This window comes from Streptomyces sp. NBC_00236, assembly GCF_036195045.1.
In the GTDB taxonomy this organism is placed as follows: Bacteria; Actinomycetota; Actinomycetes; order Streptomycetales; family Streptomycetaceae; genus Streptomyces.
The window spans coordinates 715,733-735,994 of record NZ_CP108100.1 but is presented as its reverse complement, the minus strand read 5'-3'; the positions used below and the strand labels follow the sequence as shown (position 1 = coordinate 735,994).

General features: G+C 70.1%; 15 protein-coding genes and 1 pseudogene. 9 read left to right on the top strand and 7 right to left on the bottom strand.

Annotated features, from left to right (window positions below; translation table 11 throughout):
• The first annotated feature begins 330 nt into the window (after nucleotides 1–330).
• A complete protein-coding gene (gene mltG / locus OG446_RS03135; protein ID WP_328892568.1) occupies nucleotides 331–1,185 on the top strand; it encodes an endolytic transglycosylase MltG in 855 nt (284 codons plus the stop codon).
• A gap of 7 nt (nucleotides 1,186–1,192) precedes the next feature.
• On the opposite strand, the gene OG446_RS03130 is transcribed toward mltG, so the two are convergent.
• Nucleotides 1,193–2,290, bottom strand: a complete 1,098-nt coding sequence (locus OG446_RS03130) for an NAD(P)-binding domain-containing protein (protein ID WP_328892567.1) — start codon at nucleotides 2,288–2,290, stop codon at nucleotides 1,193–1,195.
• Nucleotides 2,291–2,425: 135 nt separating this feature from the next.
• On the opposite strand from OG446_RS03130, the gene OG446_RS03125 reads away from it, so the two are divergent.
• The 3 genes from OG446_RS03125 (at nucleotide 2,426) to OG446_RS03115 (ending at nucleotide 7,125) form a co-directional block, all read left to right on the top strand.
• The gene (locus tag OG446_RS03125; protein ID WP_328892566.1) at nucleotides 2,426–2,848 is read left to right on the top strand and encodes a YjbQ family protein; all 423 of its coding nucleotides are present in this window, start codon (nucleotides 2,426–2,428) and stop codon (nucleotides 2,846–2,848) included.
• A gap of 565 nt (nucleotides 2,849–3,413) precedes the next feature.
• Complete coding sequence (locus tag OG446_RS03120; protein WP_328892565.1) at nucleotides 3,414–6,713, top strand: DUF4132 domain-containing protein; 3,300 nt, start codon at nucleotides 3,414–3,416, stop codon at nucleotides 6,711–6,713.
• A 253-nt stretch (nucleotides 6,714–6,966) separates the two neighbouring features.
• A complete protein-coding gene (locus OG446_RS03115; RefSeq protein ID WP_328892564.1) occupies nucleotides 6,967–7,125 on the top strand; it encodes a hypothetical protein in 159 nt (52 codons plus the stop codon).
• A 22-nt stretch (nucleotides 7,126–7,147) separates the two neighbouring features.
• On the opposite strand, the gene recA is transcribed toward OG446_RS03115, so the two are convergent.
• Entirely contained in the window at nucleotides 7,148–8,224 is a 1,077-nt protein-coding gene (gene recA / locus OG446_RS03110; RefSeq protein ID WP_328892563.1) for a recombinase RecA, read from the bottom strand.
• Between the two features lie 216 nt (nucleotides 8,225–8,440).
• On the bottom strand, nucleotides 8,441–9,016 hold the full coding sequence (locus OG446_RS03105; protein WP_328892562.1) for a TetR/AcrR family transcriptional regulator: 576 nt from the start codon (nucleotides 9,014–9,016) through the stop codon (nucleotides 8,441–8,443).
• Nucleotides 9,017–9,089: 73 nt separating this feature from the next.
• On the opposite strand from OG446_RS03105, the gene OG446_RS03100 reads away from it, so the two are divergent.
• Complete coding sequence (locus tag OG446_RS03100) at nucleotides 9,090–10,139, top strand: zinc-binding dehydrogenase (RefSeq protein ID WP_328892561.1); 1,050 nt, start codon at nucleotides 9,090–9,092, stop codon at nucleotides 10,137–10,139.
• A 108-nt stretch (nucleotides 10,140–10,247) separates the two neighbouring features.
• On the opposite strand, the gene OG446_RS03095 is transcribed toward OG446_RS03100, so the two are convergent.
• Nucleotides 10,248–10,952 (bottom strand): hypothetical protein, encoded by a 705-nt coding sequence (locus OG446_RS03095; RefSeq protein ID WP_328892560.1) that lies wholly within the window; start codon nucleotides 10,950–10,952, stop codon nucleotides 10,248–10,250.
• Nucleotides 10,953–11,310: 358 nt separating this feature from the next.
• Here OG446_RS03095 and OG446_RS03090 point away from each other — a divergent pair, with 358 nt between their 5' ends.
• A complete protein-coding gene (locus tag OG446_RS03090; protein ID WP_328898182.1) occupies nucleotides 11,311–14,220 on the top strand; it encodes an ATP-binding protein in 2,910 nt (969 codons plus the stop codon).
• A 61-nt stretch (nucleotides 14,221–14,281) separates the two neighbouring features.
• Here OG446_RS03090 and OG446_RS03085 read toward each other — a convergent pair whose 3' ends face one another.
• Nucleotides 14,282–14,722, bottom strand: a complete 441-nt coding sequence (locus tag OG446_RS03085; RefSeq protein ID WP_328892559.1) for a hypothetical protein — start codon at nucleotides 14,720–14,722, stop codon at nucleotides 14,282–14,284.
• A 68-nt stretch (nucleotides 14,723–14,790) separates the two neighbouring features.
• A complete protein-coding gene (locus OG446_RS03080) occupies nucleotides 14,791–16,704 on the bottom strand; it encodes a family 20 glycosylhydrolase (protein WP_328892558.1) in 1,914 nt (637 codons plus the stop codon).
• A 417-nt stretch (nucleotides 16,705–17,121) separates the two neighbouring features.
• Between OG446_RS03080 and OG446_RS03075 the strand changes: the two are divergent.
• Nucleotides 17,122–17,584 (top strand): annotated as a pseudogene (locus OG446_RS03075) (class I SAM-dependent methyltransferase); the annotation flags it as partial.
• 800 nt (nucleotides 17,585–18,384) lie between these two features.
• On the opposite strand, the gene OG446_RS03065 reads toward OG446_RS03075, so the two are convergent.
• On the bottom strand, nucleotides 18,385–18,993 hold the full coding sequence (locus OG446_RS03065) for a TetR/AcrR family transcriptional regulator (protein WP_328892557.1): 609 nt from the start codon (nucleotides 18,991–18,993) through the stop codon (nucleotides 18,385–18,387).
• 252 nt (nucleotides 18,994–19,245) lie between these two features.
• Between OG446_RS03065 and OG446_RS03060 the strand changes: the two genes are divergently transcribed.
• Nucleotides 19,246–19,716: an ester cyclase gene (locus OG446_RS03060; protein WP_328892556.1), complete on the top strand. Its 471-nt coding sequence runs from the start codon at nucleotides 19,246–19,248 to the stop codon at nucleotides 19,714–19,716.
• A 189-nt stretch (nucleotides 19,717–19,905) separates the two neighbouring features.
• Nucleotides 19,906–20,223 carry a hypothetical protein gene (locus tag OG446_RS03055; protein ID WP_328892555.1) on the top strand — a complete coding sequence of 106 codons (318 nt, stop codon included), beginning with the start codon at nucleotides 19,906–19,908 and terminating at the stop codon, nucleotides 20,221–20,223.
• The last annotated feature ends 39 nt before the right edge of the window (nucleotides 20,224–20,262 follow it).

Sequence of the window (20,262 nt, the reverse complement as noted above, 5' to 3'; positions counted from 1 at the left end):
GGGGAGCGACGGCGCCGGGTGGAGCAGTGGTCAGATGAGCCAACCCACGAAGTGGACGACGCCGGCCAGCAGGTTGGTGATCAGGTTCATCGGGTGTTTCTCCTTGTGCATGGTGAATCTCTGGGACAGCGCAGTCGCGGTCTGCAGCCCGTCGCTTGCGCCCTGTAATCATCAACCGCGGTCCGGCAGTTGAGCAACGAATGCCGATACGATCACGCGTTCCAGCGAACATCCGATCCCCTGTTCGTGTGTTCGCGTCGCGTGGTGCGCACCGCGTGTCGTCACGGACGGGGTACCGACGGCACGATCCGCGCGGGATAGCGTGCCCGCATGGTGAACGAGTCCCCGGACACCCGTGCCCATCGCCGCGGGATCCGCCCGACCCGGCGCGGGCGTCTGCTGCTGCTCATCGCTGCCGTGCTCGTACTCGGGGCGGCCGCCGCCGTCCTCGTACCGCTGCTGACCAGGGAGCCGAAGACCGCCGAACAGGCCGGCTCCCTGGTGATTCCGGAGGGATGGCGGGCCTCGCAGGTGTACGCGGCCGCGGACAAGGTCCTGGGTGAACCCGCCGGCACCACGCGGAGAGCCGTCGCGACGGCGGACCTGCCACTGCCGGCCGAGGCGAGGGGCAACCCGGAGGGTTATCTCTTCCCGGCGACGTACCCCGTCACCTCCGCCACGACCCCGAAGAGCCTGCTGCGGTACATGGTCGACACGGCACGGAACCGCTTCGGCGCGGACCACATCACGGCCGGAGCGCAGCGCAACAACGTCTCCGTGTACCAGACGGTGACGATCGCGAGCATCGTCCAGGCCGAGGCGGACACCGGGTCCGACATGGGGAAGGTGGCCCGGGTCATCCACAACCGGCTCGACCGCGGCATGCCCCTCCAGATGGACTCCACGCTCAACTACGCGTTGAACCGCAGCACTCTGGACACGTCCACGGGCGACACGAAGATCGACAGTCCGTACAACAGCTACGAACGCAAGGGCCTCCCGCCCACCCCCATCGGCAATCCCGGCGAGCAGGCGATGGTGGCGGCGATCGGCCCCACCCCCGGCCCTTGGCTCTACTTCGTCACGGTCGCGCCCGGCGACACCCGCTTCACCGACGACTACGCGGAGCAACAGCGCAACGTGGCCGAGTTCAACCGCAACCGCCGCAGTCCGGGAACCGGCTGAGCGGCGCTCACACGGACACGGACGCGGCACCCTCCACAGCCGCCCCGGCCCCGGAGCGCTCCAGCAGCCGGCCGATCCCGCGCACGGCGGCCCGGCCCGCCCGGTTGGCGCCGATGGTGCTGGCGGAGGGCCCGTACCCGACGAGATGGACGCGCTCGTCGCGTGCCGCCTGCGTCCCTGCGACCCGGATCCCGCCGCCGGGCTCACGAAGCCTCAGCGGGGCTAGGTGGTCGACGGCGGCCCGGAAGCCCGTCGCCCAGAGGATGACGTCTGCCTCGACGGTGCGGCCGTCGTCCCAGGCCACGCCGTCCGGTGTGATCCGGTCGAACATCGGCAGCCGGTCGAGCACTCCCGACTCGCGAGCCTGCCGGACCGCGTCGGTGACCGGCAGCCCGGTGACGCTCACGACGCTCTGCGGCGGCAGCCCGAGCCGCACCCGCTCCTCCACCATGGCCACGGCGGCCCGGCCCTCGTCCGCGCCGAACGGACCCTCCCGGAACACGGGTGGCCGGCGCGTCACCCAGTACGTGTCCGCCGCCACCTCGGCGATCTCCATCAGGTGCTGGGTCCCGGAAGCCCCGCCGCCCACCACGATCACCCGCTGCCCGGCGAACTCGGCGGGCCCCGGATAGTTCGCCGTGTGCAGTTGCCGTCCGCGGAAGGTGTCCTGGCCCGGGTAGCGCGGCCAGAACGGCCGGTCCCAGGTCCCCGTGGCATTGATCAGAGCCCGTGTCGCATACGTACCCTCGGACGTCTCGACGAGCAGCCGCCCCCCTTCGCCCTCACGCACCGCGCTCACTTCGACGGGCCGGTGCACCCGCAGGCCGAAGGTGCGCTCGTACCTGTCGAAGTACGCCCCGATCACTTCCGACGAGGGCCGGCTGTCGTCGGCACCCGTCAGCTCCATGCCGGGCAGAGCGTGCATGCCGTGCACCTTGCCGTACGTCAGCGAGGGCCAACGGAACTGCCAGGCGCCGCCGGGGCGCGGGGCGTGGTCGAGGACCACGAAATCGCGGTCCGGTTCCAGGCCGCTGCGACGCAGGTGGTAGGCGCTGGACAGCCCAGCCTGCCCGGCGCCGATCACCACGACATCCAGTGAGTGCACTCCAGCATTGTTCACGCTTCTACCAACCGCATCGGCGGCGTGGATCTTCCCGTGGCCCCGCTCCGGGTGAAGCGGCCCACGCCGTCTCGGTACGTGGTTCGCGCAATCCCGAGGTGCGCACAGGACAATGGGCTCATGTCCTCTGCCTTCACCACCAGCGTCCTGCACGTCACCACGGGCACGACGGAGACCGTCACCGACCTGACGTCCGACTGCGAACAGTTCCTCACCAAGGCGGCAGCGGGCCGGGACGGCCTGCTCAACATCTTCGTGCCGCACGCGACCGCCGGGATCGCGGTACTGGAGACCGGTGCGGGCAGCGACGACGACCTGCTCTCCGCCCTGCACGCCCTGCTTCCCGCGGACGACCGCTGGCAACACCGCCACGGCAGCCCGGGCCACGGCCGCGACCATGTGCTCCCGGCATTCGTCCCGCCGCACGCGACGCTGCCCGTGATCGGGGGGCGGCTGGAGCTGGGCACCTGGCAGTCGGTGTGCCTGGTGGACACGAACGTCGACAATGCGGAGCGTCAGGTGCGGTTGTCGTTCTTCGGGTAGCTCTGTGGCTTCCGTTGCTGCATGAATAGTTTCGGACGAGCCGAACGAGCGGATGCGCCTACACCGTCGACGTCGCGATACAGCGCGACGGCATCCATCCGGAATTCCTCCGGATACGGAGACTGGCGTCCCGTCTGGACATCCGTCCCTCCCTGAACCATCAAGATCCATTGCCAGGGTGTCCACTCCGAGGGATCAGCCTCATCTCTCACCGAGGTGCCGCACGTCCTGACGCGACTTCCCGACTGAGGATCACTCCCGCCCCTGCCCCCTCCCCTGGCCGGCGGCTTCATCGTTGCCGATGAAGACGCATCGGCGGCCCGTGGACCCTGCCTCGTACAGCCGCAGGAGGCGACCTGCGGGAAGACAGCGCCCTGTGCACCTGACGAAGGTCGAAAGCGCGAGCAGCAAAGGAAGTTGATCGTGCGGGGCAGGGGATCTTGGGATGAGGACGTGCCGCCACCCGGGCGTGCACGGGCCCGACCGCTGTCAGTGCCGAGGTCTAACGTGATCGGCAACTGCTCATGAGGTCCCCGTGCAACGGGTGACGGGGAGGAACATCGCCATGCACCAGGAATTCTCCGACGAGGACCGGTTCGAGATGCCCGCGGCCTGGCTGCGAGCTCTGCCCGTGCTCCGGGCCGCCGAGAAGCCGGCCGAGGACGCGGTGAAGCAGGCCGCTCGCCGCTACGCGCAGGAGGCGGCTTGGTTCGAGGAGATGTTCTCCTCCCCCGGCAGCGACCCGGAGCTGGTGAAGGAGGGGCGCGCCCATCGGGAGGGCAGCGCCTCTCCTCTAGGGGCCGCGGTGGAGATCGCCGTTGGCTGGCACTACACGATGGTGGACGCGCTGGTCGACGCCTGCGTGACCGAACACGGCCTGCCGTTCGCCGCCCGTGCCGTCGTGGAGCTCGGATGCGTCAACCCCCATTACATGCAGGCAGGTTCCCGGCGGTACGACCCGGCGCTGCGAAGAACGACCGATTATCAGACCTACTACGTGCGGGAGACCGCCGCCCGTGTCCGGGACCTGCTCGCGGCGGTCGACGAGGAGACCAGACGGCGGGCCGTCGAGGCCCTCGCCGGCCTCCGGGACAGCGCCGAGCGCCGCATCGTGGTCTCCTACCTGGTGCCCGAGGAGCATGCCTGGGTCGATGAGTGCTGCGACGGCCCGATACCGAACGACTCCGTCCTGCGGCGCATGCTCCTTCTGTCCCTGTACCGGCCGGAGCAGATCGCCCGTATCGGCGAAGGAGCACGGCTCGGCTGGAACGGCTGGAACCTCCAACTGCTCGCCATCCTCGCGAACCGGCTCGGCCCCGACGTCGGGTCCCTGTTGGAAGACGCGTTCGACGGAGCCTATGGATCCAGCGGACACCGGGACGTCGCGGGCTGGGCTGCCGAACTGCCCAACGACGACGCTTTCCGCCTGTTGCTGGAGAAGGGCGATGACCGTAACGTCCGCCCCGCCCTGCTCGACGCCATGAACCGTTACCCTCGGAGGGCCCTGCGTCTGCTCTCCGCCGCCGCGGTGGGCGACAGCGAACAGGCGTCCCTCTCCCGGATGCTGCTGCCCCTGCACGTGGTGACCCACCCGGAGCTCACGAAGAAGTCGTTGCCCAGCCTTCCCGAGGCGTCCGCAGCCTTCGTCGCCCCGCTGCTGAAGCGAGGCGAACGGGACGCGGAAGCGCCTGCGGAGGTGCTCCCCGCCCTGCTGGTCACCCCGCCGTGGATCCGGAAGCGCACCAGCCGCAAGGCCCGCGTGGCCCGCGACGTCCAGGGGGCGCCGCAGGCCGAGATGGCCTGGAAGCCCGGGGAGCAGCAGGCCTGGGCGACCGCCGTCGTCGCCGAAACCCCCTGGTGGCGTGAGCACGACTGGTCCCGAGAGATCCAGCAGATGCAGCGGGGGACGTGGCGGGGCGACATCCGCGCCGCCCGCCTCTTCGTCACCGGCCCCGAGGACGTCGTACGCCCACTGCTCGACGCCTTCGCCCCCGAGCACGTCTGGGACACAGAGAGCTACCTCAGGCCCGTCGCTGCCCGCCACGGCCTGCACGCCCTGCCGATGCTGAGTCGCCTCGCCGCCCGCTACCCGGCCACCGCCGGCGGCCTGCTGCTGCCCTACCGCAGCGTCGAGGTGGCCCGGCAGATGGCCGAGTGGCTGGTGCGCCGCAAGGCGCTGAGGCCCATGGTTCTCGCCTGGATCCGACGCCACGGCCGGGCCGCGGCCGCCCTCCTCGTTCCCGACGCCGTGGGGCCGGCGGGCATGCCCCGCACCCATGCCGAACACGCTCTGCGGCAACTCGCCGCAGAGGTGGGCGCCGAGGCCGTGCGGGAGATCGCCGCCTGCTGCGGAGCCGAGGCCGAGGAGATCGTCGCCGACCTCCTCGCCGGCGATCCGTTGGAGGCCGCCCTCCCGGCGAGGATGCCGTCCCCCTGCGCATGGGCCGACCCCTCCCTGTTCCCGCAGATCCGGCTCACCGGCGGGCGCGGCGCCCTGCCTGCCGACGCCGTCCGCCACGTGACGGCCATGCTGCAGATCTCCAAACCCGGTGACGTCTACCCCGGCCTCGCCACCGTCACCGAGCACTGCGACGCGGGCTCCCTCGCCGAGTTCGCCTGGGCCCTCTTCGAGACGTGGCGGTTCCACGGTATGCCGGCCAAGGACGTCTGGGCTCTCCACGCCCTCGGCTTCCTCGGCGACGACGGGACCGTCCGCCGTCTCACCCCTCTCGTGCGTGCCTGGCCCGGTGAGAACGCCCACCACAGGGCCGTCGAGGGCCTGACCGTCCTCGCTGCGATCGGCACCGACACCGCCCTGCGCCATCTGCACGGCATCGCCCAGTGTGTGCCGTTCAAGGCTCTCAAGAAGCGAGCCCGGGAGAGGATCGACGAGGTCGCCGAAGGACTCGGCCTCGCCACCGACCGGCTCGCCGACCGACTGGTGCCCGACCTCGGCCTCGCCGACGACGGCAGCACCGTCATCGACTACGGCCCACGCCGCTTCACCGTCACCTTCGACGAAGAGCTCCGCCTCCGTGTCCGCGACGAGACCGGCAAGCTCCGCAAGGCCCTGCCGGCCCCGGGAGTCAAGGACGACCCGGAACTCGCCCCCGCCGAGCGCAAGCGGTTCGCCGCCCTCAAGAAGGAGGTCCGCACCATTGCCTCCGACCAACTGCGCCGCCTGGAGGCCGCCATGGTCACCGGCCGCTCCTGGACCGCCGTCGAGTTCCGCGAACTGCTCGTCGAACACCCCCTTCTGCGTCACTTGGTGCGTCGCCTGGTCTGGCTCGGCGATGCCGACGGCATGGTGACCGGATTCCGTGTCGCCGAGGACCTTACCCTCGCAGACGTCCACGACGACGCATGGACCCTTCCCGTCGACGCCACCGTGCGCCTCGCCCACCCTCTCCACCTGGGCGGCGAACTCGAGGCCTGGACCGACCTCTTCGCCGACCACGAGATCCTTCAGCCCTTCCCGCAGCTCGGGCGCCCCGTGCACGCCTTCACCGACGCGGAGGCGACCGGCCACCGGCTGACCCGCTTCGAGGGCGTCACGGTCCCCGTCGGCAAACTCCTCGGTCTCACCAAACGCGGCTGGGAGCGCGGCACGCCCGAGGACAACGGCGTGGAACGCTGGTTCTCCCGCCCGATCGTCCGCGACCGGCACCTCGTCATCGCCCTCGACGACGGCATCGCCGTCGGCATGGTCGACGCGTTTCCCGACCAGACCCTCGAGACCATATGGATCGACATCGCCCCCGGTGACTACTGGCGCAACCACACGTACCCGCACCGCCTCGGCGAGATCGACCCCGTCATCGCCTCTGAGATTCTCGCCGACCTGACCGCCATCACAGCCAAGTGAGCCCCGGCGTGACCACAGTGAGCGACCCGCACCCGCCTGCAGTGCCCGCCCGCGGTAGTGCGCCACGCCGACGAACTCGCCGGGCTGCGTGCCGGGGGCCCGTCCTCACCGTCGGCCCGCCCACTCCGACTCCGGCCATGAGTTGCGGATGTCCATCGCGGGCAACTGAATGCGGGCGGCGGAGAGGGCGTCCCGTGCCTCGGCAGCTTCCTGGAAACCTTGGCCGTTCTTCCTCCGAGAGTTGGGTGACGGCGTGATCTACGAGACGGCGTACGACCCGGGTAACGGCATCGCCGAGCGCGTGGCGGAGAACCGGGCCGGCCGTGAACGGCTGCGAGCCGATCGTGACGCCGGGCTGTACGACGCCCCGGACGGCGCGGTGTGGTTCGGGGACCGCTACGCCGCGTTGTGAAGCCGGGCTGCTCCCGCGCTCGTCAGGCGGCGTTTCCCGCTACGGCCCGGACGGCCTCCGGGACAGGGACGGCGCCCGTGTTCTCGGCGACCGCGGCCTTCGTCGGCACTCCGATTCCGAGTTTCTCGAGGATCTTCTTCTCGATCTCGTTGGCGAGGTCGGGGTTGTCCTTGAGGAAGTTGCGGGCGTTCTCCTTGCCCTGGCCGAGCTGGTCGCCCTCGTACGTGTACCAGGCGCCGGCCTTGCGGACGAAGCCGTGCTCCACGCCCATGTCGATCAGGCCGCCCTCGCGGCTGATGCCCTGGCCGTAGAGGATGTCGAACTCGGCCTGCTTGAACGGCGGCGCGACCTTGTTCTTGACGACCTTGACGCGGGTACGGTTACCGACCGCGTCGGTGCCGTCCTTCAGCGTCTCGATGCGCCGGATGTCCAGGCGCACCGAGGCGTAGAACTTCAGCGCCCGGCCACCGGTGGTGGTCTCCGGCGAGCCGAACATCACACCGATCTTCTCGCGCAGCTGGTTGATGAAGATCGCTGTTGTCCGCGTCTGACTGAGCGCGCTGGTGATCTTGCGGAGCGCCTGGCTCATCAGACGCGCCTGCAGACCCATGTGCGAGTCGCCCATCGAGCCCTCGATCTCGGCGCGTGGCACGAGGGCCGCGACGGAGTCGATGACGATCAGGTCGAGCGCACCCGAGCGGATCAGGATGTCGAGGATCTCGAGGGCCTGCTCACCGTTGTCCGGCTGGGACAGGATGAGGTTGTCGGTGTCGACGCCGAGCTTCTTGGCGTACTCCGGGTCGAGCGCGTGCTCGGCGTCGATGAACGCCACCTGGCCGCCGGCCTTCTGTGCGTTCGCCACGGCGTGCAGTGTCAGCGTCGTCTTGCCGGAAGACTCCGGCCCGTACACCTCCACCACACGGCCGCGCGGCAGACCGCCGACGCCGAGCGCCACGTCCAGCGCCGTCGACCCGGTGGGAATCACCTCGATGGGCTCGTTCGGCCGCTCGCCCAGGCGCATCACCGCGCCCTTGCCGAACTTCCGCTCGATCTGTGCGAGCGCGGTGTCCAGCGCCTTCTCCTGGTCGGTTCCTGCCATGAGCTTCACCCGGTCCGATTGAGTGGCGCGCCGCACGTCGGAGAACGTGGGCGTCTACTGCCGACAACGGACGTGTCGGAGATCCCAAAAACGAACATCCGATCGATTTTCGTGTCCAGTGAAAGGTACCAAACAGAAGGAAGCGGGACGGGGTGCGCGCCGGACTGCGTCGCACGTGCCCGGCTCTGGTGAGCGGCGGCTCGTCGGAAGGGCGGGCTATGGGCGGGGCGATGTGCTGGACCGAACCAGGGACCGAGCCAGCGCGGTGCTCTCCGGCAGGGTCCCGAGTGAGAGGGGCTGCGTGGCGAGGGCGCCCTCGTGCAGCACGAGGAGCTGGGTGGCGAGAGTGGTCGGGTGTGCGCATCCCGCCGTGGCGGCGAGTTCCTGGAACAGGTTCAGCAGCCAGAGCTTCTGCGTCGCGGCGATGCGGTGGGCAGGGTGTGAGGGGTCCGGGAGTTCGGCCAGTGCGTTGATGAAGGCGCATCCGCGGGTGTTGGTCCCGCTCCAGGTCCGCAGTGCCTCGAAGGGGGCGGTGACGGCCTCGACGGGCGTGTCGACGGCGTCGACGGCGGCACGGACGAGCGATCGCCAGCGCTGGTCGCGTTCCGTGAGGTAGGTCGCCACGAGGTGGTCCTTCGAACCGAACTGGTTGTACAGCGTCCTCTTGGTCACGCCCGAGTGCTCGGCGATCAGGTCCACGCCGACCGCCGTGATTCCGCGGTTGTAGAACAACTCGTCGGCGGTCGCCACGATGCGCCGGCCGGCCGGCGTCAAAGGCCGCGCTTCCTGCACGACGGATTCCTTCACTGATCGGTGTACGGTGGAAGAGGTTCACAGATCAGTATACGCGTCGGGAGGTTCAGCGATGAGTGCGTCCGAGTCCATGCGAGCGGTGCGTATCACCAGGCACGGAGGGCCGGAGGTCCTTGAGCCGGTGAGGGTCGCCGTCCCCGCGCCCCAGGCGGGGGAGGTGCTGGTCCAGGTGGCCGCGGTAGCGCTGAACAACACCGATCTGTGGACCCGGGAGGGCGCCTACGGGCGCCCGGACGACCCGAAGGCGCTGTCGGGCTGGCGGGGCCCGATCGACTTCCCTCGCGTCCAGGGTGCCGACGTGGCCGGCCGGGTGGTGGCGGTCGGGGCCGGAGTCGCGGAAGGCCTCGTCGGACGCCGCGTGGTCGTCGACCCCGCGATCTACGACACCGAGGGGCCGCACGCCAACCCGGTGGGCCTGATGGGGAGCGAGCGCGACGGCGGATACGCCGAGTACGTGACAGCGCCGGTGGAGCGCGCGCACGACGTGACGGAGTCCCCGCTCACGGACGACCAGCTCGCGGCACTGCCGACCGCCTACGGCACGGCGCTGGGCATGATCGAGCGAGGCCGGCTGCGGCAGGGAGAGACCGCCCTGGTCTCGGGAGCGTCCGGCGGCGTCGGCCTCGCGCTGGTGCAGATCGCCAGCGCGCGCGGCGCCAGGGTGATCGCCATCAGCAGCGGGCCGAAGATCGACGCGGTGCGGGAGGCGGGCGCGCACGAAGTCGTCGACCGCGCAGGAGACGTCGCCGAGCAGATCCGCGCCGTCGCCCCGGAGGGAATCGACGTCGCACTCGACGTCGTGGCCGGTGAGCTGGTGAGCGAAGGGCTTCCGCTGCTGCGCGAAGGGGGCCGGTGGGTCATCGCCGGCGCACTCGGTGGATACGGCGTGACCTTTGACGTGCGCCGGCTCTACCTGCACAACGCCCAGGTCATCGGTTCCGCGATGCATACGCCGGCACACTTCGACCTCCTCATGGACCTGGCTCGGCGGGCGGAGATCCAGCCCGTGATCGCCGCGGCCTTCCCGCTGGACCGGGCAGCTCGGGCGCAGGAGGAACTGTCCCGCAGGGGGCATGTGGGAAAGATCGTCATGCATCCATGAGAGCTCCAACCGTCGGGTCGCGGCCGGGTCCGTGTGCGGGCCGCCGCGACGGTGACGGTGCCGTGGAAGGCGGAGGCTCTCTGTCGTGGCGGGTGGGGGAGCGGGGAGTCAGTCGAGGGGAAGGCCCTGTATCTGCCCGAGCGTGCGCGCTCCCGAGCCGTGGAGCAGAGTGCCGTCGCAGGCCGGCAGTTCGCCCCGCACCTTCTCCATGTGCCGGGCATCCACATAGCCCACGGGGATGTCTCCCTTGTCGGTGAAGACCTTGGTGTAGGTGCGGTCGTGATCCGTACCCATGGCCAGCAGGCGCTTGCTCTCGAGGAGTACGCCGTAGTACACCCTGTTGGAGTTGAGCTGGTCCACGGCGGAGCAGAGCACGGGTACCTCTTCGCCGCGCTGCGGGTGGCAATCGGGCTTTGCCTGATTGCACAGTTCGCGATCATCGACCTTGATCACCTTGCAGCTCTCCTCGGACTCGCCCGTGCAGGAGACCGGCATGATGTTGAGGGGCGGGCTCTGACTGGGGTCGCTGTAGACGCTGACCCAGGCGGCGCTGACGGCCGTGCGGTGCACTTCGGGACGCGCACACAGATCGATGACCGCCGTCCCCCCGAACTCGTCGTCCTCCACGGTCGCCGTGTGCTTGTCGGGGCAGTCCCCGGACGCGCCCTCGTCGGACACGCCCCCCTTCGGAGCACTGCCCGCGGACGTCGGGCCCGGGGCGTCCGGGTCCTCGTCCGCCGTGGATCCGCAGCCGGCGAGGGACAGTGCCAGGACCACTCCGAGTATGTGGGAAACGGGGACGCGGTGTGACACGAGAGCACCTCTTGTTCGATGGGCGAATCATCCGTATGCCGACAGCGACGGGCGCGCGGCTGCGCCGCGGCACGAAGGCCGATGCTCGCAGGAGGCCGCTGCCGGTGGCGTCGGTGGAACCACGTACTTCGCTACGTAGTGGCGCCGGCGGCAGGGACGTGGCAGCGGAGGGTGGGCCGGCGTCATCCCCGGGCGCTCCGGTGGGCGTCCTCGTCCCGATCGCCGGCCCTGTTCGGTGAGGAGGCGGGGTGACGCGGGGCCCGCGTCTTCGGCGGAGGGGCTGGCCGCGGCGTGTGCACGACTCCCGAACAGCCTTGCGCTCAACGTGGTAAACAATGCCGTGGAGTTCGGTGGAGAGATCACACACGGGGGAGCATCGGAAGATGCTGCCAGGCATCACGGAAGCGGGAGTCCCCTCGTCGGCCGCACGGCCGAACTGGGGCTGCTCGACACGGTGATCGACCGACTGGGTCATGGGACCCCGCCCTTCGTCGACATCACCGGTGCGGCGGGGATCGGCAAGAGCCGGTTGATGGCGGAGCTCTGCCTGCGAGCACGGCGACGCGGGGTGACCGTGCTGCGCGGCCGGGCGGCCGAGTACGAGCGGCACCTCCCCTTCCATCCGTTCGCCGACGCGTTCGCCGATCTGGCCGACCGCCCGCCGCACGCAGCCGGCCTGCTGGACGTGGTCTCCCGCATCCGCGGCGGCCGTGGCGCCGAGCCGTCCTGCGGACCGGTGCGGCCCGCCGCCGACCGCTTCGGTCTCCACCGGTCGGTGGCAAGGCTGTTGGCGCAGCTCGGCCGGCCCGGCGGCCTGGTGGTGGCGCTGGACGACGTGCACTGGGCGGACCCGGCGTCACTGGAGCTCCTGGACCATCTCGTCCGGCATCCGGTACCGGGGCCGGTCGTCCTCGTCATCGCCCGCCGTGACCGGCAGACTCCGACCGCACTCACCGCGGCGCTCACCCGCGAAGCCGACACCGGCACGGTGCTCCGGATCGGACTGGCGCCGCTCGCGGAAGAGGAATGCATCGCGGGGCTCGCCCCTGATCTGCCGCGCGACCGGGCCGCGCGGCTCTACGCCGAAGGAGAGGGCAATCCCCTCTACTTCCTCTCCCTCCTGCACGCGCACCGCGAGGGCGCCGCACGTCGCCGTACGTCCTCCTCCCCGGCCTCCACCGCGAACAGCCTCGGCGAACTGCCCACCGGACTCGGGGCGCTCCTGCTGAACGAACTGGCCCCGCTGACCCCGCCGCAGCACCGGACCCTGGAGGCGATCGCCGTGCTCGGCGATCACGCCTTGCCCCCGGTGATCCGCAGGGCGACCGGACGTACGGATGCCGAGCTCGACGACGATCTGGACGGCCTGGCGCGACGCGACCTCGTACGGCCGGGGCAGGGCGGCCGAATGATGCTGCGCCACCCGGTGATCCGGAGCCTGGTCCACGAGTCCACCGCCGCCCGACGGCGCGTCGAGATCCATCGGGCCGCCGCCGTCGAACTGTCCCGCACCGGCGCACCGGCCGTCGAGCAGGCCCGGCACATCGAACGGTCGGTGACCACGTGGGACCCGCAGGCGTACGCCGTACTGAGGCAGGCAGCCGAGCAGACCGCGTCGACGGCTCCGACGAGCTGCGCACACTGGCTGCGGGCCGCACTCCGGCTGCTGCCCGACACCGTCGAACGCGGCCCCGAGCGGCGCGATCTGATGCTGCGGCGCGCACGCGCACTCGGAGTCGCCGGTGGGCTGCGGGAGAGCCGCGACCTCTTGCACAAGGTGATCAGTACGGCCGGTCCCGACGAGGCCGGCGTCAGAACGTCGGCGGTCGTGCTGTGCGCCCTGACGGAGCGGCACCTCGGGAGATATCCCGAGGCGATCGCACTCCTGCGCCGCGAGCTGAGCAGGCAGCCGGAGCTCTCGCCGTCCGACCGGGTGTCGATAGGTCTCGAACTGAGTTCGTCCGCGCCGCACAACGTCTCCTATCCGCAGATGAGGGGCGAGGTCGCACGGACCCTCGCGGATGCACGCTCCCTCGGCAACGAACTCGGCGAGGCGGGGGCGCTGGCGGTCGCGGCGTTCGGCGAGGCATACGAGGGCGGTGTGGCCGCGGCGAGCGAGTATGCCGTGCAGGCTGCCGGTCTGCTCGACGGTCTGCCCGACGACGACCTCACGGCGCTGTGTGAACCGCTGGGCAGACTGGGCTGGGCGGAGGCGTTCCTCGGCCGCTTCGCCGACGCCGAGCGCCACGCCGACCGGGGCCTCCGGATCGCCCGGCGCAGCGGGCAGGTCTACCTCCTGCCGCTCCTGCTGCTGTGCAAGGCACACGTACGCATCCAGACCTGCCGGCTGCCGTCGGCCTGCGAACTCGCCGACGAGGCCGAGGACATCGCACGCGGCATCGGGAGCAGCGAGCTTCTTGCCTTCGTCCTGGCCAACAAGGCCCAGGCGCGCGTCGCGGCGTCCGCCCCCGGTGACCCGGAGGCACTGGCGGCCGCCGAGGAGGCCGTTGCGACCATGGGGCCGAGCGACAACTGGCGGGCCTCCATGGCGTGGTGCATGCTCGGCTACGCCGCGCTCACCGGCGGCGATCCGCACCGTGCCCGGGACGCCCTGCTCCGGGCCGGCGGCGACGACCTGGGCGGCCTGCAACCCTCGATGCGTCCCCTTCTGTCGGAACTCCTCGTCACGGCGGCCCTCTCCACCGGGGACGTCGACTCGGCGTCCGCATGGGCCGAGCGGGCCCGCAACGAAGCGGAGCAGCTCGGCCTGCCTGTGCAGCGCGCCTCCGCGATGCGGAGCGCGGCACAGCTCGCACTGCACGGCGGCGACCCCGCCGGGGCGGCGACGCTGCTCTCCGGGGCAGCGGCGCTGTGCGCCCGGTCCGGTGCGGCGTTCTGGGAGGCGCGGTCGCTGCTGCTCGCGGCCCCGGTGATGACGGCTGCGGGGTTCGGAGCGCGCGGGGCGGCCATGTGGGAGCGGGGCCACCGGCTGGCCACCGGAGGAGGCGCGGGCCTGCTGGTCGGCCTGGCGGAGATGACCCGGCCGTCCGAACCCCGCACGTCCTTCACCACCCCGCCCCGGCTGGCCTCCCTGACGGTACGGGAACGGGAGGTCGCCGAACTGGTGGCCGAGGGCCTTACCAACCAGGCGATCGCCACCAGGCTCTACCTCAGTCCGCGTACCGTCGAGACCCACCTCTCCCGGGTGTTCCGCAAGACCGACGTCGCCACCCGCGCTGCTCTCGCCGTCCTCATGGCCCGTTCCTGACACCGGGAAGAGTCCCTGGGCCGCACGCCTCCAGCGCGGGGTGGGCAGGCCGCCCCGTGGATCAGCGGCGGCCGGCGGTCAGGGTGACGAGGAACTGGCCGCCGCCCCGCTCGATGTCGGCCGTCACGGGCAGTCCCGGTACCAGTCGGGAGAACCGGTCCACCAGCCAGTCCGCCGCCTCCTGGGCGTCCTGCCTGGTCGGACAACGGCCCACCATCTCGCGGCCCCCCTTGCGCTCCAGCCTTCCGGCGACGGTGATCAGCGGGGCGGGTTCGACCACGTACAGGCGGTCCGGCCAGGCGATGACCACCTTGACCGCGCCCTTGCGGGTGTTGCATCCGCGGTGCGCGAGCCGCTCGGCGACCTTGGCCTTCCGGTCGGCGGTCCGGCTGTCGACACTGGGCCCCCGCGGGTCGTTCACCGACTCGTCGGGGTCGACCGCTTCGTCACACACCCAGCATCGCCAGCCGTCGCGCTCGGCCACATCATCAAGGAGACTCATCCGAGCAAACTAGCCTGCCCGGCCGCCACCCCGCGCACCCGGGCCGGTAGCCGGCCGAGCCGTGCGACTCAGGCCAGGACCTCGAAGGAGTAGAGGGAGTAGCCGTAGCCGGTGGCGCGGGTGATGCCCTGCATGCGGACATGGCGGGCCGTGGCGGCGGGGAACGTGAGCGTGTCGGTACCGGCCCCGGCCAGGCCACGGCGCTGGGCCACGGTCCGCCACGTCGTACCGTCGTCGGAGACCTGGATGTCGTAGTCCTTGCCGTGGGCCGACTCCCAGGCGAGGTTGACCTTCGAGAACGGCTGACGGCTGCCGAGGTCGACGCTCAGCCACTGATCGTCGGTGTACTGGCTCGCCCAGCGGGTGCTGGGGGTGCCGTCCACCGCGTTCGAGGGCACCAGGCTCGCCGTCTCCGAGGAGGAGGCCGTCGCCGTCCGGTTGAAGGCGAGGTCTCCGGGCGTCGGCTCGGGCTTGGGGAGCGTGTCGGGAAGGTACGTGGTTCCCGGACCCTGGCCGACGGTGCCCACCCGGTTCAGGAACGCGGCGTAGCTGGTGCCTGCGCGGGTGCCGGACCACATCTTCTGGGCGAGTGCGGCGAAGCTCTTCTCGACCAGGCCGTGGACCTGGAGTTCGGTGTACGTGGCGCGGACAAGGTCGTTCCACACGGCCGGCATGGCACCGAGGAGCATCGGATCCTGGGAGGTGAGATCATTGGTTCCGCCGAAGACGTGTGGTTCCCAGCTGTTGAAGACGTACTGCCCGTCCAGTCCCTGGCCGTGGTAGTAGTCCGCGAACGGGACCACGTAGAGCAGGCCGTCGTTGGAGTTGATGACCTTGTAGCCGTCCGCGACGGCCGCCTTGGGCGAGTACCACCCGTTGTTCCAGCTGTTGATCACCATGTTCTTGTCGTAGCCGGCGCCGCTGCCCGACATCGCGCCGAAACTTCCCCAGGCATTGACCTTCTTGCCCAGTGAACGCACGTACGGGGCGATGGCGTTGACGTACGTCTTGTACTGCGAGACCAGCGACGCCGGGTACTCGTCGATGCCGATGTGCACCGTCGGGCCGCGGAACCACGGCGCGAACTCGGCGTAGACACTCTTCATGAACTCGGTGGCGGCCGGGTTGCTCAGGTCCAGGTGGTCGGAATTGCCACCGTCGAGCCCGATCTCGGGCTTGAACCTGACGAAAGCTCGTGCATGGGCGGGGGCATCGATCTCGGGGATGATGGTGACGCCATGGGCGGCGGCGGTGTCCTCGAAGGAATCCCAGTCCTGCCGGGTGTACCCCTGGTCGGCGGCAAGTCCCGCGAAGGCGGGATTTCCGCTCTTGAGCCGGAATGCGGAGACGGCCTGCGACCAGTCACCGTCCGGTGCCTGGATCTCGTTGTCGTTGAGGTGCAGCTGGAAGGTGTTGAGCTTCAGCCAGCCCATCCAGTGCAGATAGGACTTGATGAACTCGGGCGTGAAGTACCGTCGCCCGACATCGAGCATGAAACCGCGTACGGCGTAGTTGGGATAGTCCACGGCGGTACCGACCGGGATGCTGTCGCGGCCGGCGGACCCGAGGACCGACTGCAGGAGCGTGCGCGTGCCGTAGTAGGCGCCCTTCTGGCCACCGCCGACGATCTCGGCGGAGCGGCCGGTCACGGTGAGGCGGTACGCCTCGGGGCGCAGTTCGGTCTTCGCGGAGCCGAAGTCGGCGGCGGTATCGATACGCAGGAGGATGTCGCCCGCGCGAGGGGTTCCTGTGGCCGTGGTCAGCCGCAACGAGGTCAGTTCGGCGGCTTCGGCGGCAACCTGGGCCGCCAGCGACTTCAGGGCCGCCGACGCACCACGGGGGACGACGATGCGGCTCGACGAGGTCAGGGTGAGGTTGCCCGTGCCACCGGTCCACTGCTGCAGCGCGGGTACCACGCCGGGAGGTGCCGTGTTGACCTCCGCGGCGGCGGGGGAGGTGCCGGTGAGGGACAGAATGGGCATGAGCAGAAAGCTGCCCAGAATGGTTCTGCGCGCCGGTTTTCGTTGATTCACAGATCTCTCCGGGGATGGGCGTGAAAAGGGGCGTCAACTGCCTTCGCCGATAAAGGGAGGCAGCCTTCGAGAACGTGCCAGGAGCGGTGCCCACAGGGTTGCGGCGCACCCTCGCACGGTCAAGAGGTGTAGACCTCTCGATCGATGCCGCTGCCGCCCGGCCATGGATCAACGGCAGAAGACGCAGGTGGGGACATTGGGTGCCGGAGCGCCCGCATCGAAAAGTCCAAGCACTCGGACGTGGGAGTCCATGCTCACGCGAAGGGCGGATTCCCTGAATTCTGGCGTCGGGCCCCCGCTGCTCCTTCAGGGCTGTGACTCCGGCTCCTTCTTCGCGCAGTCGGGCGGGCACTTGTAGTTGGCCCCATGAGCCGTTGGTCGGATATGGCCGGGAAAGCGTCCGGGGAGGACTACGCCGCACGATTCGAGGCCCTGGCCCGTAGCGGCAAGAACGTGCACGGTGAGGCGCGGTTATGCGCGGTTCTGCGCGGCTCTCGTGCCCGTCGGGGCGCGCGTGCTGGACGCCGGGTGCGGAACCGGACGCGTCATGATCCGGCTCGCGGAACTCGGGTACGACTGCGTCGGGGTGGATCTTGACGCGTCGATGCTGGCCGTGGCGCGGAGGCAGGCGCCCGGACTGCCCTGGTTCCGGATTGATCTGGCCGAGTTCGAACCGGACCCGCTGGGCATCGCGGGTGACTTCGACCTCGTCGTCGCCGCGGGCAATATCTTCCCGTTGCTCGCCCCGGGCCCCGAGAGCGCGGTGGTTGAGCGCCTGTCCGCGGCACTGCGTCCGGGCGGCCTGCTGGTCGCGGGCTTCGGCAGGGACGCGGTGCGCTGCCGGTCAGGTACCGGCCGCGCACCGCAGGTCACTTCGACGTGGACGCGCGTCGGTGCCACACCCGCGCAACGGCCCCGAAGAACCCGATCACGGCAGCCGCGACAAGGTCCCCAGGAAGCCGGCCACAAGCCCATGGACAGCGACAACCACCAGGTCATGCACGGGATCAACCTCCTTCTCCGGCACCCGGCGGGTGCCCTGGAAGAACTCTTCACCTGCTCGTGGAGCCCCGAGCCAGGGGGCGTATTTGGTCGTGATCGAGGGGTAGTCCACAGGCCCACGGACCGGCCCTTTCGAATGACGGGGATGAGCCGCGGGCTGTCGGCGGCCTGACCCTTGGTCAGGACGGAGGCCGGCCGGCGGCACCTGCGTTCATCGGCGACGTGGAACTTGCAGTCCGGCCGCCCCTGGACCGTCCGAGCAGGGCGGCCTCTTCCGGGTCGGCGAAGGTGTCGGGGCCGAGCTGTTTCCCGGCAGCACCGTGGTTCCCCGAACGGTCGTGGAGTCCACCGACCAGGCTCCGAACTCGCCCGGACTTCCCGCCACTGACCGCCCGTCCGAAACCGCCCCATCGCGCCCTCGAACTGCCGTCGCAGCCGCTCGGGGTACGGGCCGTACTCACCAGCCGGCAGGTACGGCCCGATGAACTCCCACTCCGCGTCACTCAGTCACCAGCCGCACGGGCGGATCGGCCTCGGCGGCCGCATCCAGTTCGGCCACGACCGTGGCGATGAACAGCGTGTTCGCGTACCCCGGGCCCGAAGCCTCAAGAGGGGGCGCGAGTCGCGTCAGTCGAGGGCGTGACTGCGGCTGGCGTGCAGGATGTCGTCGGAGAGCCCGGGCTCGATGTGGCGTACGGCGCGGGCGATCACCAGCGCGCCGACCATTTCGCTGAGCAGGCAGATGGCCTTCTGTCGGGCCTCGGCCGGGTCGAGCTGATGGCCCTTCTCCTCGGCCTCGCGCAGGAACTCGGCGGTGAAGCCGGTCAGATAGCCCTCGACGCCTTCGGCATACGCGCCCTGGACCTCTTCGTTCTGCCGTCCGGCGTCGGTGACCAGGGAGGCCGAGGGACAGACGCCGTTCGCGGCGTCACGGTGCGCTGTGGACAGGTACCCGGCCACGACGCGCTTCAGCGGAGGGCCCCCCTGGTCCTGACCTTCCTCGATCATGCCGGCCAGGCTCTCGAGCGAGGCGGCGAAGGAGGTCCTGCACACCTCGACGACCAGGGCGCTCTTGGAGGCGAAGTGGTTGTAGAAGCCGCCGTGGGTGAGTCCGGCTTCCTTCATCAGCTCGGCGATGCCGACGGCGTCGATGCCCTGCGAGCGGAACATTCGGCCCGCCGCTTCGACGATGTTCTGCCGGTTACGGGCCTTGTCCTCCTTGGTGATCCGCGGCATTGCAGTCCTTCCGCCGTAGTCCCCGAGTTGACCTTTTCGATGATGCGCCTCATCATAACAGGAGTTTCGATGACGCCCATCATCAAAGGTCGGGTCGTCGAACGGGCAGCGCCGTACGCACCCCGATGCGGGCACCGTCCCGGCCCGCCCCTCCGTCCCGGGATCCGACGACCCGGCCGGATCTCAGCACCCACCGGGTGTGCCGCAGGGGCTCGTCCCCCGCAGCGACACCAAGCACCGAGGAGAACAGAAGTGACACGCAACGAAGAGGTTGTCCGCGAGGCATACCGGCTGGCGGAGGGGAACGCCCTCGACGGACAGGGCTTCCGCGCCCTGTTCACCGAAGACGGAACCTTCAACGACATACCGAACTCGATGACACTCCAGGGAGACCAGATCCCCCAGGCACTGGCGGGGTTGGCCGGCGTCTTCCCCGACATCCACCGGGAACTGCTGGCGATGCACGTGCTCGGCGACGTCGTCGCCGTCGAACTGCGGATCCAGGGAACGCACCTTGGCGCGTTCCCGACTCCGGTCGGCGAGATCCTCCCCACCGGAAACCGCATCGACGTGCCGACGGCGGACCTCTGGTACCTCCGTGACGGGAAGATCGAAACGTTCAACTGCTACAACTCGGCGAACATCCTGCTCGCACAGATCGGGGCCACGCCCGACTTCGCGTCGGCGATCGAGGCCGCCAGGACGGCCGCCGCAGAGGTGTAGATCCACCGCACGGCACCGAGCAGGCGACAGAAGCTCCGCCGAGGCGGCCACCGCCGGCCGCCTCGGCCCTGTTCGCCGCGCGGCTGCTGCTCCGTCCCCGGACGGGTGCACCGGTCAACCGCACGCCTGCCCCGGCGGCCGAAACCACCTGGGCCCGGCCGGCGCCCCACACCCGAACGGAATCCGCTCATGTATCAGATGAAGATCTACACCCTGCGTACGGCAGAAGCGCTCCAGCAGTACGCCACCGTGCACTGGCCGAGGCATCTCAGCAGCATGCCCTCGTTCGGCGTCACCGTGCACGGCTTCTGGACCGATCACCAGGCCGGCGCCCACCGCTTGATCGCCCTCCTGTCGTTCGGGGAGGAGACCGATCCCGCCGCGTTCGCCGCCGCATACCTGCCGAGCCGCGAGCTGGCGGCAGACATGCAGGGCTTCGACGTCAACGACATCATCACCGTCGAGGACCTGTTGCTCGATCCGGTCGCCGGATCGCCTCTGGCATGAGCGTCACGCACATCAGCGCGGGGACCGAGCGCCCCCGAC